Source organism: Allobosea eneae (assembly GCF_042657265.1).
Taxonomy (GTDB): domain Bacteria; phylum Pseudomonadota; class Alphaproteobacteria; order Rhizobiales; family Beijerinckiaceae; genus Allobosea; species Allobosea eneae.
Map to the genome: position 1 here is coordinate 221,482 of NZ_JBHSLW010000005.1, position 13,594 is coordinate 235,075.

The window sequence follows — 13,594 nt, forward strand, 5'->3', positions numbered from 1 at the left end:
GACGAGGATCAGGCCGAAGCCTCATCGGCCGCCTCGGTCGCAGCCTTCTTGGTCTTCTTCGCCTTGGCGGCCTTCGGCTTGGCCTCGGTGGCGGCATCGTCCTCGTCATCGGCGAAGAGCGCCTCGCGCGAGACCGACTTGTCGGAGACCTTCACCTGGCCGAGCAGATGGTCGACGACCTTCTCCTCGAAGATCGGGGCGCGAATCTCAGCCAGCGCCTGCGGGTTCTTGCGGTAGAACTCCCAGACTTCCTTCTCCTGGCCCGGGAACTGGCGGGCGCGCTGGATCAGGGCCTGCGTCACCTCGTCATCCGAGATCTGGACCTTGGCCTGCTCGCCGATCTCGGCCAGCACCAGGCCGAGGCGCACACGGCGCTCGGCGATCTTGCGGTACTCGGCGCGAGCCTCGTCCTCGGTGGTGTCCTCGTCGGCGAAGGTCTTGTTGGCGTTCTTCATATCCGCCTCGACCTGGCTCCAGACAGCGGAGAACTCCTGCTCGACCAAGGTCGGGGGCAGTTCGAAGCTGTACTTGCCGTCGAGCGCGTCGAGGAGGGCCTTCTTGACCTTGCGGCGCGACTGCTCGCCGAACTCGCGGCCGATCTGCTCGCGGATCGCGGTCTTGAGCGCATCGAGCGATTCCATGCCGAAGCCCTTGGCGAGCTCGTCATCGATCTTCAGCTCGCCCGGCGCCTGAACGTCGTCGACGGTGACGGCGAACTCGGCAGGCTTACCGGCGAGATGGGTCGCGGTATAGTTTTCGGGGAAGGTGACCGAGACGGTGCGCTGCTCGCCCTTCTTGACGCCTTCGAGCTGCTCCTCGAAACCCGGGATGAACTGGCCGGCGCCGAGCTCGAGCGGGATTTCCGAGCCGGTGCCGCCATCGAAGGGCTTGCCCTCGAGCGTGCCGACAAAGGAGATCAGCAGGCGGTCGCCCTTGGCGGCCTTGGCGCCGTCCTTCTTCGATTCGAAGGCGCGGTTCTGCGAGGCCATGCGCTCCAGAGCGGCGTCGACATCGGCTTCCGGAACCTCGGCGACGGGCTTCTCGAGCGCGACGTCGGAGACATCGACGACCTCGATCTTCGGCAGCACTTCGAGCGCGACGGTGAAGGCGAGATCGCCCTTGGCTTCCATCGCGGCCTCGATCTCGTCCTTGTCTTCGGGGAACTTGATCTGCGGCTCGAAGGCGAGCTTGAGTTCGTTGTCGGCGACGATCTTCTGGTTCGCCTCGTTGACGGCGTTCTGGACCACGTCGGCCATGACCGAGCGGCCATAGAGCCGGCGCAGATGGCCGACCGGGACCTTGCCGGGGCGGAAGCCGTTGATCTTGGCCTTGCCCTGCAGGTTCTGCAGCTCGCCATCGAGCCTCGACTTGAGGTCCGTGGCGTTCAGCACCACCTGGAATTCGCGCTTGAGGCCCTGGGACAGGGTTTCCGTCACGTTCATTGTTCGATCCGCCAACAGCTCGTTACTTCAATGTCCAAAGCGCGACGCCGGGTGACCGCCGCCGCGCTCGCGAAACTTGCATCCTGGTGCGGGCGAAGGGACTCGAACCCCCACGACTCACGTCGGCGGAACCTAAATCCGCTGCGTCTACCAGTTCCGCCACGCCCGCCGACCGGGTGCGCCACACGCAGTCGTCGCGACAGCGGCACCGTAGGCCGCGCCGCTATAGCATTTCGAGCGCGTCATGCAGCAAAAAAATGCGACATTTCTGCGAAGGCCGCTCGCGCAAGGCTTTGCGCTCGCCAGAACGGCCCCGACCGGGCTATGTCCCGGGGCATGAGCAAAGACGCATCACTGCGGGCCTCGCGCCTCCATCCCAGCCGCCGCCAACTCGTCGCACAGGGCGCCGGACTGGCGACATTGCTCGCGCCGCTGTCGACGCTCGCTCAACACGTACCCGCCGCTCCGCAGGCGGCTTCGACTGCCGCCCCGCGGAACCTCGTCGCGTCTCCCGCCAAGGTGCGGCTGCGCCCTGCGCCGACGCCCGAGACGGAGATCTGGGCCTTCGACGGCGCTACGCCCGGCCCCGTCCTCAAGGTGAAGCAGGGCGAGAGCTTGCGTCTCAGCCTACAGAACCGCACCGACAAGCCGCTCTCTCTGCACTGGCACGGCCTGCGCGCCGACCACGCCATGGACGGCGTCGGCGGCTTCAGCCAGGAACCTGTGCCGCCGGGCGGGCAATTCGAATATCAGCTGGCGCCGCCCGATCCCGGCACCTTCCTTTACCGCCCGATGCTGCTCGGCGGCTCGTCCGAGCCGGCCGGCCGCGGATTGTCCGGCATGCTGATCGTCGAGGAGAAGGAGCCCCCGGCGGTCGATCTCGATTTGCCGGCCCTGATCGGCGACTGGCTGCTCGGCGACGACCAGAAGCTGCTGCCCTTCGCCCCCGACGGGCAGGACGGCGCCGCGGCCGGCCGGCTCGGCAGCTGGCTGACCGTCAACGGCAAGCCTCCGCCGCTGCCGATCAAGCTGCCGCCGGGAGCCCGCGTCCGCCTTCGTCTCGCAAATGCCTGCAATGCCCGGATCATGCGGCTGCGCTTCGACGAGATGAAAGCCTTCGTCGCGGCGGTAGACGGCCAGCCGACCGAGACCTTCGAACCGGTCCGGGGCCAACTGCCCTTCGCGCCGGGCACACGCTATGACATGATCTTCGACATGCCCGAGACGGTTGGAGCGGCGGCCAGCGTCACCGCACTCATCGGCCCGGGCGTGCCGTTGGCGCGCTTCGTCAGCGAGGGCTCAGCGAAGCCGGCGCGTCCGGCGATCGCCGGCATGCCGCTCAACCCGGCGCTGCCGGCTGCGGTACGACTGCAGGACGCCAGGCGCTCCGAGATGATCATCGAGGGCGGCGCGAAGATCACGGCGGAGAACAAGCTCGACCTCGCCGGGCTCGATCTCGCCAAGCCCTGGACCGTCAATGGCGGCCAGGGCGATCCGAAGGGCAAGCCGCTGTTCAGCGTCAAGCGCGGCGCGCCCGTAGTGATCGGCATCACCAACAAGACCGCCTTCCTGCAGCCGCTGCATGTCCACGGCCACAGCTTCCGCCTGCTGCATCCGCTCGACGACGGCTGGGAGCCCTATTTCCTCGATACGGTGCAAATCCCCGAGGGCAAGCGTCTGCACATCGCCTTCATCGCCGACAATCCCGGGCGCTGGCTGATCTCCTCGACCGTCCTGGAGCGCTTCGACCGCGGGCTGTGGAGCTGGTTCGAGGTGACGTGAGCCGATGAGCGCGGGCGCAAGCACGATCGCTTGCGACACGGGAAGACCGTCAGCCCGCATATGTCCATGGATTGATTACAGCCACGCCGATATCGGCGAAGTCCGAGACATTGCGGGTCGCGATGGCGGCTCCACGCGAGGCGGCAATCGCCCCGATCTGCGCGTCGAATTGGCTGATCGGCCGACCGGCAAGCCGGCGCGCGACGGCAAGCCTAGCGTAGGCGTCCGCCGCATCCTCGTCGAAGGGCAGCACGCGCCCGGCGAAATCCTCGGCGAAGATGGGTTCGATCGCCTCAAGCAACTCCTGCTTGCGCTTCCCATCCGGAAGCAGGCGTACGCCATAGATAATCTCGGCCTGCGTGATCGCCGTCGTGAAGATCGAGGCCGACGGCTGATCGGCCAGCCATGCTACCACGGCGCCAGCCGCTTTCGGACGCAGGAGTTCGGAAATGACATTGGTGTCGAGAACGACCATCAGCCGAAGTCGATCGGCTCGCGGATCGACTCACGTGCGGGAATATCGAGTTCGACCCCTCCGACCTTCGCCATCCGGCTGCGTATCCGCTCGGCAAGATTGTGCCGGCCCTGATGAGGCTCGGCCGAAAGAGCCGCCCGTAGAATCTCGCGCGCCTCTTCTTCCATCGAGTGCCCGCGCAAGGCAGCGCGTAGGCGCAGACGCTTTTTCAGCTGATCGTCGAGGTTGCGGATCGTCATACCCGCCATGACTCGCTCCCGATCATCAATGCTTGGATATTAAGCAATGATGTATCGCCATTCAAGTCAGGCGGTTTCACCCGCCTTGGCGGCCCTGACTTGTCAGGGCGACCGGCGGCTTCTACACCCTCGGCCTCCGAAGCCGGATGCGAAAACGGCGAGAGCCGGGTTTTCGCGAGTTCCCGCCTGAAATCTCGGATTGAGAGCCCGTCATGACCACCAACGCCATCGTCACCGTGGGTGCCGATCTCGCCAGGCCCGTCCGCTTCGGCAACGGGCTGCCGCTCGCCTTGATCGCCGGCCCCTGCCAGATGGAGAGCCGCGAGCACGCGCTCGAGATCGCGCTGCAGTTGAAGGAGACGGCTGAAAAGCTCGGCATCGGCCTCGTCTTCAAGACCTCCTTCGACAAGGCCAACCGCACCAGCGTCAAGGGCCAGCGCGGCATGGGCCTGGAAGCCGCCCTGCCCGTCTTCGCCGAGATCCGCGAGCGCACCGGCCTGCCGGTGCTGACCGACGTGCACGATGCCAGCCAGTGCGCTCCGGTGGCCGAGGTGGTCGACGTGCTGCAGATCCCGGCCTTCCTCTGCCGGCAGACCGACCTGCTCGTCGCCGCCGCCAGAACCGGCCGCGTCGTCAATGTCAAGAAAGGCCAGTTCCTGGCGCCCTGGGACATGGTCAACGTCGCCGCCAAGGTGACCGAGAGTGGCAACCCCAATGTGATGCTGACCGAGCGCGGCGCCTCCTTCGGCTACAATACGTTGGTCACCGACATGCGTGCCCTGCCGATCATGGCGGAGATCGGCGCGCCCGTGATCTTCGACGCAACCCATTCGGTGCAGCAGCCGGGCGGCAAGGGCGCCTCCAGCGGCGGCCAGCGCGAATTCGTGCCGGTGCTGGCGCGCGCTGCGGTCGCGGTCGGCGTCGCCGGCGTCTTCATCGAGACCCATCCCGACCCTGACAACGCCCCGTCGGACGGGCCGAACATGGTGCCACTGCGTGACTTCCATGCGCTGATCGCAGAGCTGCAAGAGTTCGACCGGCTTGCCAAGCGCTCGGCGCATTCTACGCTGGCGTATGTCTGAGACGTCCGCCAACGCAGTTCCTCCCGCGGCGCCCCCGCCCCGTTCGCTGAACTCGCTGATTCTCGTGCTCGGGGCGTGCGGCTTCGCCTCGACCTTCACCATGCGCCTGCTTGACCCGCTGGTGCCGACCTTGGCCGCCGAATTCGGGCGCAGCATAGCCCAGGTCGCCGCGATCGCGACGGCCTTCTCCTTCGCCTATGCGGTCGGTCAGCCTTTCCTTGGGCCGATCGCGGATTCGCTCGGCAAGCTCAAGACGATCGCGACCTGCCTCGGCGTACTCGCGCTGCTGTCGCTCGCCGCGGCCTTCGCAAGCTCTTTCGAGGTCCTGACCGGCGTGCGCATGATCGCAGGCGTCGCCGCCGGCGGCGTCATTCCGGTCGCGATGGCCGCGATCGGCGACCGCGCGCCGATGGCGGAGCGGCAGATCATGCTCGGCCGCTTCCTGGTGCTGATGATCATCGGGCAGATGGCCGGCGCCGCCTGTTCCGGGCTGATCGCCGAGCATATCGGCTGGCGCAGCGTCTTCGTCATGGCCGGGGCCATCGCGGCGATCGCAGGGGTCCTTGTTCTGGTGGTGCTGAAGCCACGGCCGAATGCGCTGCGCGCACCGCTGAGCTTTTCTGGCGCACTGGCCAACTACGCCGCCGTTTTCGCCAATCCACGCTCGAAGCTGCTCTACGGCCTCGTCGTCGTCGAGGGCAGCCTGATCTTCGGCATGCCGCCCTATATTGCGGCGATCCTGCACGAACGGGCCGGCGTCGGCCCATCGCAGGCGGGCCTCGTCATCGCCGGCACCGGCCTCGGCGGCATCGTCTACGGCGTCCTGACCCGCGTCCTCGTCGAGAGGCTCGGCCCGGCGCGGATGACGCTGGCTGGCGGCATCCTGATGGGGGCGGCTTTCGCGCTGTTTGCGCTTCCCTTCTTGCCCTGGTGGAGCGCGATCGCGATCTTCACCCTGAACGGCTTCGGCTTCTTCCTGATGCACGGCACCTTCCAGGCGCAAGCGACCGAGCTCGCGCCGACCGCCCGTGGCTCGGCAGTGGCGCTGTTCGCCTGCGCCCTGTTCTGCGGCCATGCGCTTGGGCCGGTGCTGATGGGCGCAGCCTTGCACCTGTTCGGCACCGGCGGTGCCATCCTGGTCTTCGCCGCCGGGATCACGCTGCTCGGCGTCGCAGTGCCGCGCATCCTGCCGCTGGCGGGGAGCAGGACTTAGCGGTTCAGCGCCCGCGGTACGGCGCCACACCCTGATCGGGCAGCCATAGCCCCTTGGGCGGCTCGCCAGTCTGGAAGAAGACGTCGATCGGGATGCCGCCGCGCGGATACCAGTAGCCGCCGATCCGGAACCATTTTGGCGCGAGCAGCTCGACCAGCGTCTTGCCGATGCCGACGGTGCAGTCCTCGTGGAAGGCGCCGTGGTTGCGGAAGGCGCCGAGATAGAGCTTCAGCGACTTCGACTCGACCAGCCAGTCACCCGGCAGATAGTCGATCACCAGGATGCCGAAATCGGGCTGGCCGGTGACCGGGCAGATAGAGGTGAATTCCGGGCAGGTGAAGCGCGCGAGATAGTCTGTGCCCGCATGCGGGTTCGGCACGCGGTCGAGGCGGGCTTCCTCCGGCGAGCGCGGCAATTCGCTCGCCTTGCCGAGCTGAAGGGTCGAGGCGTCGATGGTCATGGCAGCATCCTGAACAGGTGGCGCTCATCGATGATGGGCGCTGGAGTTGCTGCGGCTTTTAATGCCGGCCCCGGATAAACGCCACCGCCCCTTCCCGTCGCCGTTCGTCTTGTCTAGAAGCGCGGCATCCCTTGCCCACCTCAGCTCCGGAGCCTGACATGACCGCGATCATCGACATCATCGGCCGCCAGATTCTCGATTCCCGCGGCAACCCGACGGTCGAGGTCGATGTCGTGCTCGAAGACGGCTCGATGGGCCGCGCCGCCGTGCCGTCGGGCGCCTCGACCGGCGCGCACGAGGCCGTCGAGCTGCGCGACGGCGACAAGAGCCGCTATCTCGGCAAGAGCGTTCTCAAGGCGGTCGAGGCCGTCAACGTCGCGATCGCCGAGGCGCTGGTCGCGATGGACGCCGAGGATCAGACCGCGATCGACCAGGCGATGATCGAGCTCGACGGCACGCCGAACAAGAGCAAGCTCGGCGCGAACGCCATTCTGGGCGTCTCGCTCGCGGTCGCCAAGGCGGCGGCCGAATGCTCCGGCCTGCCGCTCTATCGCTATGTCGGCGGCACCTCGGCCCGCGTGCTGCCGGTGCCGATGATGAACATCGTCAATGGCGGCGCCCATGCCGACAACCCGATCGACTTCCAGGAATTCATGATCATGCCGGTCGGCGCACCCTCCTTCGCCGAGGGGCTGCGCATGGGCGCCGAGGTCTTCCACACACTGAAGAAGGCGCTGCACGACGCCGGCCACAACACCAATGTCGGCGACGAGGGCGGCTTCGCGCCGAACCTGAAATCCGCGGAAGCGGCGCTAGACTTCGTCATGGCGGCGATCGAGAAGGCCGGCTACCGGCCGGGCGAGGACATCGCTCTGGCGCTCGACTGCGCCGCGACCGAGTTCTTCAAGGACGGCGCCTATGTCTATGAGGGCGAACGCAAAACCCGTGACCCCAAGGCGCAGGCCAAGTATCTCGCCAAGCTGGTCGCCGGCTATCCGATCGTCTCGATCGAGGATGGCATGGCCGAGGATGACTGGGACGGCTGGAAGGCCCTGACCGACGCCGTCGGCAGCAAGTGCCAACTGGTCGGCGACGATCTCTTCGTCACCAACGTCACCCGCCTGTCGCAGGGCATCAAGGCGAGGACGGCGAACTCGATCCTGGTCAAGGTCAACCAGATCGGCACGCTGACCGAGACGCTCGCTGCCGTCGAGATGGCCCAGCGCGCCGGCTACACCGCCGTGATGTCGCATCGCTCCGGCGAGACTGAGGACGCGACCATCGCCGACCTCGCGGTCGCGACCAATTGCGGTCAGATCAAGACCGGCTCGCTCGCCCGTTCGGACCGGACCGCGAAGTACAACCAGCTCCTGCGCATCGAGGAGGAGCTCGGCGCGCAGGCGATCTATGCCGGCCGCTCGGCGTTGAAGGCGCTGGCCTGAGCCTTACCAGCTCGGAAAAAGCCGGTTGATGGCCGACACCGCCCAGCGAGTTGCCGTCGTCGCATTGTCGACGGCAGCTTTGCCGACGTTAACCGCCCCGTCGAGCGGCATGGACACGATCGAGACGGTGCTGTCCCAAAGGTCGGGCTGCTCCGGACGCTTCTGCGACAGCGGAGCGATGTCGAGCGGCGGCGCGGAAGGCAAGGCTGCGACCCGCGCGAGGGGCTGAGGCGTCGAACGCTGAGCCGGTGCCGAGGCTGCCCGGGACCGCGCTGACGGCGGCTGGGCTGCCGCCTGCGACATCCGGTCCGGCGAGGGCGCCTCATGGCCCCAGTCCAGCGCCAGCGGCATGGTCAGGCTCGCCGGCCGCAGCAAGCCGGGTCGCGCGATGGTCTCGTCAGGCTCACCGGCGTAGCGATCCAGCATCTTCCCGCTTTCCGGCGCAAGGTGCACGAAAGCGGGCGCGACCTCCGCGATGGTTTCCCGGTTCGGTACGGTTCGCGCCGAACCGAGCCAGACGAGCCCGGACAACAGACAGGCAATGGCGGCAGCGCCAACGCCGAACTGGTCTGCTGTTGAAAGCCGCTGACCCAAACGCCTGCTCGGCGTCGCGGCAAGTTCCATACCCATGACAAGCCTTCCTCGACCTAGAACGAGCGGCAGCAAGCAGTGCAACTGCGGCGCCCCGGCGACGCCGCTCGGGAGAATTCAGGGCTGAAGCATGAAATTGCCGAGGCCGCGGCAGGCGCAGGCGAGCCATGTCGTTACCCATCTTTGGGCGGCGCAGCAGTCGCGCTATCCGGTTCAGCGAATGGATCAGCAAATCGTCTCCCACGAAACCGCCCGGCGGCAGGCCAGCCTCCGGCGTCTCGCCTTTGCCGGCATGACGTTCGCTATGCTGATCTTCGGGGCTAATTTTGTCGTCAGCCGTCACGCCGTGCTGAACGGACTGTCATCGCACGACATGCTGGCGCTGCGCTTCGTCACGGCCGGCCTCCTGCTTCTGCCGAGCTTCATGATGGCCGGCGGCCTGCGCGATTGCGCCGGTCTCGGCTGGAAACGTGGCCTTGTCCTGGCGGCGATGAGCGGTTTTCCGATGAGCTTCCTGCTCATGACCGGGCTGACCTTCGCCCCAGCAGCCCATGGCGCCGTGATCGGGCCAGGCACCGTCACGGTGATCGGCATCGTCGGCAGCGTCGTCCTGTTCGGCGCGCTGCTGACCCGGCAGCTTGTCCTCGGCGTGATCGCGGTGCTCGTCGGCCTGGCCTGTCTCGGCATTGCCGGCACGACGCATTCCAATCCAAGCATCGTTTTCGGCGATCTCTGTTTCCTCGGCGTCGGACTGGTCTGGGGCGGCTATCCGCTGCTGATCCAGCTCTGGCGGGTCAATGCACTCAAGGCCACGGCCGTGGTTTCCGTGCTGTCGATGGCCTATCTGCCGATCTACTTCGCCTTCTACTTCCGCGGCTTCGATGTCGCGCCCTGGTGGGTCCTGCTGCTGCACGCGATCAATCAGGGCGTGCTCAACGTCATCGTCGGCCTGTGGATCTGGAGCTGGTCGACGCCGGTGCTGGGCCCGTCTGTCGCCGGGCGCTTTCCGCCGATGATCCCGGTGGCCGGCACGCTGCTGGCGATCCCCGTGCTCGGCGAGATCCCGAGCGGGCTGCAGGTCGGCGGTATCGCGCTGATCATCGCCGGTCTTTTCATCGCCTCATGGCGGCGCGCGGCGGCGCGCTAGCGCCATCAGCCCCAGGTTCCAGACGATACAGACCAGCAGGCCGAGCCCGAGCGCCGGCCAGGAGCCGAGCGGCACGGCCGTCAGATGCACGAGCGCCAGCCCGAGACCGAATCCCAGCAGCCCCAGTGCGCCATTCGCGATCACGGCGGCGGTCGCCGGACCGCCTATACGCGGCTGCAGGATCGCGATCAGGCTGGAGAGCACGATCGGGAACGCGGCGAGCACTCCGGACCAGCCTGCGCCGACATGGCTGCTGATCGTGCTGACGACGCCGGCCAGCGTCGCAACCGCACCGGCGCGCAGCGGAATCACGAACCAGGGCCGGCCCGGCGGCGCCTTGGGCCGCGCCCCGAGATAAGGCCGGAACAGACGATGCAGGCCGAGATAGATCACCACCGTCAGGGCGATCGCAACGCCAACGGACGGCTCCAGCACCCGCAGCACGAGAATGACCGCGAACCAGGTCGCAAGCCCGGTTCCGAGGCTGACGAACGTGCCGAAGCGCTGTGCCAGCAGCACATAGACCAGCGACAGCCCGGCATTGGCGAGGTTCGAGCCCATGCTGCCGAGCGCGCCGCCCGCGATAAAGGCCGCATCGTGGTCGAGCGCCAGGAAGACATAGACCGGCCCGGCCGAGATGGGCAGCGTCGCGATCATCGCCGCGACCAACGGCCCCGAGCGTTCGGCGAGCAGCGAACAGCTGACGACGATGGCGGCCGCGACCGCCATCTTCATGAGCAGCAGGCCGAGCCATGGTTCGATCACGCCGGCTCGCCCTTGGCCCAGCCTTCCTTGGTCTCTGCGATGAAATCCTCGAGGCGGCCGGCGGCGATGGCGGCGCGCACGCCCGCCGTCAGCTCCTGGTAATAGGCGAGGTTGACCCAGGTCAGCAGCATCTTACCGAGCATCTCCTCGGCCTTGACCAGATGGTGCAGATAGGCGCGCGAATAGCTGTTCGCCGCCGGGCAGGAGGATTGCGGATCGATCGGCCTGGCATCCTCGGCGTGCTTGGCGTTCTTCAGGTTCATCCGGCCGAAGCGGGTGAAGATCTGGCCATGGCGACCAGCCCGCGTCGGCATCACGCAGTCGAACATGTCGACGCCGCGCCTGACCGCCTCGACGATGTCGTCAGGCGTGCCGACGCCCATCAGATAGCGCGGCTTCTCCTGCGGCAGATGCGGCTCGACCGTCTCGATCATCGCTAGCATCACATCCTGCGGCTCGCCGACCGCGAGCCCGCCGATGGCGTAGCCCTTCAAGTCCATGGCGGCGAGCTCACGCGCACTCTCGACGCGCAAGGCCGGCACCGCCCCACCCTGGACAATCCCGAACAGCGCCCTGCCCGCCGGATCGCCAAAAGCCTTCCTGCAGCGCTCGGCCCAGCGCAAGGACAGGTGCATCGCCTTTTCGGCGACCTTGTCCTCGCAGGGCAGCGAGACGCATTCGTCGAGCTGCATGACGATGTCGGAGCCGAGCAGGTTCTGGATCTCGACCGAGCGCTCCGGCGTCAGCACATGCTTGGAGCCGTCGATGTGAGACTGGAAGGTAACGCCTTCTTCGGTCAGCTTGCGCAGATTGGCGAGCGACATCACCTGGAAGCCGCCGGAATCGGTCAGGATCGGATGCGGCCAGTTCATGAACTTGTGCAGGCCGCCGAGCCTGGCGACGCGCTCGGCGCCGGGCCGCAGCATCAGGTGATAGGTATTGCCGAGCACGACATCGGCGCCGAGCGCCTTGACCTGCTCGGGATACATACCCTTGACCGTCGCGGCGGTGCCGACCGGCATGAAGGCCGGCGTGCGGATCACACCGCGCGGCATGCGGACCTCGCCGGTGCGGGCAGCGCCGTCCCGGCCGAGAAGATGGAAGCTGAAATCCGTCGTCATGGGCGCGGGCCTAGCCCAGCGCGGCACTCTACGGAAGAGCCTTGCGCGCTGTGCGGGCCTGTGTCGGCAGCTCAGCGCTTGGCGAAAGCCGCCTCGTAGACGTCGGGCTTGAAGGCGAGGATACGGCGGTCGCCGAGATCGAGCACCGGGCGCTTGATCATGGTCGGCTGTGCCAGCATCAACGCGATCGCCTTCTGCTCGTCGAGACCCTGCCTGTCGGCCTCGGGCAGCTCGCGGAAGGTCGTGCTTCCCTTGTTGAGCACCTTCTCCCAGCCGAGCTCGCGGCACCAGGCTTCGAGACGGGCCTTGTCGATGCCGGAGACGCGGTAATCGTGGAAGGCGTAGGGGACCTTGTGTGCGTCGAGCCAGCTCCAGGCCTTCTTCATCGTGTCGCAGTTCTTGATGCCGTAGAGCGTGACCATCGTCCGGGCCGTCCCTGATTGCCGTCGGCGCGGGGGTGGCATGGCACAGGCCGCAGATCAAGCCGAACGGTCGGCAGCCTCTCGCGTTCCGTCATGTGATCGGCAACGATGGCGCGTATCGGACGAGCGGGGAATCGAATGGACGCGTCATGATCGATCGACTTGATCCACTCGCGACGGGCGACGACGATTTCGACATTCCGTTCCGCCCCTGGAAAAATCATCCCGCCGCCGGCGTCGATTTTCCCGATATCTCGATCACAACCGTCGACGCGACCCTGACGCGACGCATGGTGGACGAGTTGGCGCAACGAGTTCCGGCGAAGGTCGAGGTTCTCGCCGGCATCGACATTGGCGGGCTCGGCCTCGCCGGCGCGCTCGCCTGTCGCAGCGGCCTCGGCTTCTTCGACATTCGCAAGGTCGATTCGCTGCGCAACGGCGTGATGCGCAGCATTATGGCGAATTACGAGCTCGGCGAGGGCGTCGTGATCTCGAAAGGCGCGCGGCTGGCGGGGCGCCATGTCGCGATCGTCGACGATTGCCTGATCTCGGGCGGCACCGCGCTGGCGGCGGCGCGCCTGATCCGCCGGCTCGGCGGCCATTGCGACACGGCGCTCTTCGTCTTCGACATCGAGGGTATGGGCGGGCGTGAGCGGCTTGCGGGCGGCGGCATCACGGCAGAGGTGTTGCGCACTGTCCCGCGGATAGCACCGGAAGGAGAAGGCGCCTAAGCGGACGCTGCGCGGTCATCAGCTGCCCAGTGACCAGCGTGCGAGATGGTCGTGGCGGCGCGCGCCATGGACGCTGCGGATCAGGACGAACTCGGGAACGGTGAAGCTTAGCCGAGGGATGTCGATCCGGGGAACGGGCCGCCTGTCGTAGAGCAGAGTGATGTGCGGATTGAACCGCTCGTCGATAGGTACGCTCGCCGCCAGCATGGCATCATGAAGGCGTCTTTGGAGTGCGAGCAAGGCGGGCAGCGTGTCACTCGCAGTCAGGACCAGCGACCGCTTTCCATACGAGCTACCAAACGCTTCCGCCTGGTCAAAAAAGATATCGAAGCGCGGCTCGTGAATTGGCGCACCAATCTGCTTCAGACGATCGACAATTCCAGACGGTGCTTCGCCGAATGCGCCGATACCGCACAGGCTGACATGGTAGCGATCAGGCCCGACCAGATTGCCCCGCAGCTTCATTGATCGCCGAAGCTGACGCCCGAGCGCGTCGACCGACCGAGCGATGTCGGATGGCAGCACGACAGCAAAAAAGTAGCTGTTCCAAGCCGCGTCAGATTGGCCCGCGGCCTGTAGCGAGGGCTTCGCGGGTCCAGTGTTTCCACCTCCGCCGAATAGGTCGAACTGGTCGGGAGATAATCTCCTGATCTTCGGATGATAGAACAAAATAAGAACATCA

Annotated in this window: 15 protein-coding genes and 1 tRNA gene; 6 read left to right on the forward strand and 10 right to left on the reverse strand. The window is 66.6% G+C overall.

Annotated features, from left to right (window positions below; all coding sequences use genetic code 11):
- Positions 1 to 8 precede the first annotated feature (8 nt).
- Positions 9 to 1,442 carry a trigger factor gene (gene tig / locus ACFPOB_RS02455; RefSeq protein WP_377795639.1) on the reverse strand — a complete coding sequence of 478 codons (1,434 nt, stop codon included), beginning with the start codon at positions 1,440 to 1,442 and terminating at the stop codon, positions 9 to 11.
- An 84-nt stretch (positions 1,443 to 1,526) separates the two neighbouring features.
- Positions 1,527 to 1,611: transfer RNA gene (locus ACFPOB_RS02460), tRNA-Leu, on the reverse strand.
- Positions 1,612 to 1,778: 167 nt separating this feature from the next.
- Between ACFPOB_RS02460 and ACFPOB_RS02465 the strand changes: the two genes are divergently transcribed.
- On the forward strand, positions 1,779 to 3,224 hold the full coding sequence (locus tag ACFPOB_RS02465) for a multicopper oxidase family protein (RefSeq protein ID WP_377795640.1): 1,446 nt from the start codon (positions 1,779 to 1,781) through the stop codon (positions 3,222 to 3,224).
- 49 nt (positions 3,225 to 3,273) lie between these two features.
- On the opposite strand, the gene ACFPOB_RS02470 is transcribed toward ACFPOB_RS02465, so the two are convergent.
- Entirely contained in the window at positions 3,274 to 3,699 is a 426-nt protein-coding gene (locus tag ACFPOB_RS02470) for a type II toxin-antitoxin system VapC family toxin (RefSeq protein ID WP_377795642.1), read from the reverse strand.
- Positions 3,699 to 3,947 carry a FitA-like ribbon-helix-helix domain-containing protein gene (locus ACFPOB_RS02475; protein WP_377795643.1) on the reverse strand — a complete coding sequence of 83 codons (249 nt, stop codon included), beginning with the start codon at positions 3,945 to 3,947 and terminating at the stop codon, positions 3,699 to 3,701. The genes ACFPOB_RS02470 and ACFPOB_RS02475 overlap by 1 nt, the downstream gene beginning before the upstream one ends.
- A gap of 203 nt (positions 3,948 to 4,150) precedes the next feature.
- Here ACFPOB_RS02475 and kdsA point away from each other — a divergent pair, with 203 nt between their 5' ends.
- Both kdsA and ACFPOB_RS02485 read left to right on the forward strand, forming a co-directional pair.
- A complete protein-coding gene (gene kdsA, locus ACFPOB_RS02480; RefSeq protein ID WP_377795644.1) occupies positions 4,151 to 5,020 on the forward strand; it encodes a 3-deoxy-8-phosphooctulonate synthase in 870 nt (289 codons plus the stop codon).
- Positions 5,013 to 6,233 (forward strand): MFS transporter, encoded by a 1,221-nt coding sequence (locus tag ACFPOB_RS02485; RefSeq protein WP_377795645.1) that lies wholly within the window; start codon positions 5,013 to 5,015, stop codon positions 6,231 to 6,233. The genes kdsA and ACFPOB_RS02485 overlap by 8 nt, the downstream gene beginning before the upstream one ends.
- 4 nt (positions 6,234 to 6,237) lie before the next feature.
- Here the strand turns inward: ACFPOB_RS02485 and queF are convergent, their stop codons facing one another.
- Complete coding sequence (queF, locus tag ACFPOB_RS02490) at positions 6,238 to 6,693, reverse strand: preQ(1) synthase (RefSeq protein WP_377795647.1); 456 nt, start codon at positions 6,691 to 6,693, stop codon at positions 6,238 to 6,240.
- 158 nt (positions 6,694 to 6,851) lie between these two features.
- Between queF and eno the strand changes: the two genes are divergently transcribed.
- Positions 6,852 to 8,135, forward strand: a complete 1,284-nt coding sequence (gene eno, locus ACFPOB_RS02495; RefSeq protein WP_377795648.1) for a phosphopyruvate hydratase — start codon at positions 6,852 to 6,854, stop codon at positions 8,133 to 8,135.
- A 3-nt stretch (positions 8,136 to 8,138) separates the two neighbouring features.
- Here eno and ACFPOB_RS02500 read toward each other — a convergent pair whose 3' ends face one another.
- A complete protein-coding gene (locus tag ACFPOB_RS02500; protein ID WP_377795650.1) occupies positions 8,139 to 8,765 on the reverse strand; it encodes a hypothetical protein in 627 nt (208 codons plus the stop codon).
- A 91-nt stretch (positions 8,766 to 8,856) separates the two neighbouring features.
- Between ACFPOB_RS02500 and ACFPOB_RS02505 the strand changes: the two genes are divergently transcribed.
- Entirely contained in the window at positions 8,857 to 9,873 is a 1,017-nt protein-coding gene (locus ACFPOB_RS02505) for a DMT family transporter (RefSeq protein ID WP_377795652.1), read from the forward strand.
- Here ACFPOB_RS02505 and ACFPOB_RS02510 read toward each other — a convergent pair.
- The 3 genes from ACFPOB_RS02510 to ACFPOB_RS02520 form a co-directional block, all read right to left on the reverse strand.
- Positions 9,847 to 10,638: a hypothetical protein gene (locus ACFPOB_RS02510; RefSeq protein WP_377795654.1), complete on the reverse strand. Its 792-nt coding sequence runs from the start codon at positions 10,636 to 10,638 to the stop codon at positions 9,847 to 9,849. The genes ACFPOB_RS02505 and ACFPOB_RS02510 overlap by 27 nt on opposite strands.
- The gene (gene tgt / locus ACFPOB_RS02515; RefSeq protein WP_377795655.1) at positions 10,635 to 11,759 is read right to left on the reverse strand and encodes a tRNA guanosine(34) transglycosylase Tgt; all 1,125 of its coding nucleotides are present in this window, start codon (positions 11,757 to 11,759) and stop codon (positions 10,635 to 10,637) included. Before tgt ends, ACFPOB_RS02510 begins: the two co-directional genes overlap by 4 nt.
- A gap of 71 nt (positions 11,760 to 11,830) precedes the next feature.
- Complete coding sequence (locus ACFPOB_RS02520) at positions 11,831 to 12,181, reverse strand: ArsC family reductase (RefSeq protein WP_377795657.1); 351 nt, start codon at positions 12,179 to 12,181, stop codon at positions 11,831 to 11,833.
- 149 nt (positions 12,182 to 12,330) lie between these two features.
- On the opposite strand from ACFPOB_RS02520, the gene ACFPOB_RS02525 reads away from it, so the two are divergent.
- Complete coding sequence (locus ACFPOB_RS02525) at positions 12,331 to 12,912, forward strand: phosphoribosyltransferase family protein (RefSeq protein ID WP_377795659.1); 582 nt, start codon at positions 12,331 to 12,333, stop codon at positions 12,910 to 12,912.
- An 18-nt stretch (positions 12,913 to 12,930) separates the two neighbouring features.
- On the opposite strand, the gene ACFPOB_RS02530 is transcribed toward ACFPOB_RS02525, so the two are convergent.
- On the reverse strand, positions 12,931 to 13,581 hold the full coding sequence (locus ACFPOB_RS02530) for a 2'-5' RNA ligase family protein (RefSeq protein WP_377795661.1): 651 nt from the start codon (positions 13,579 to 13,581) through the stop codon (positions 12,931 to 12,933).
- Positions 13,582 to 13,594 lie beyond the last annotated feature (13 nt).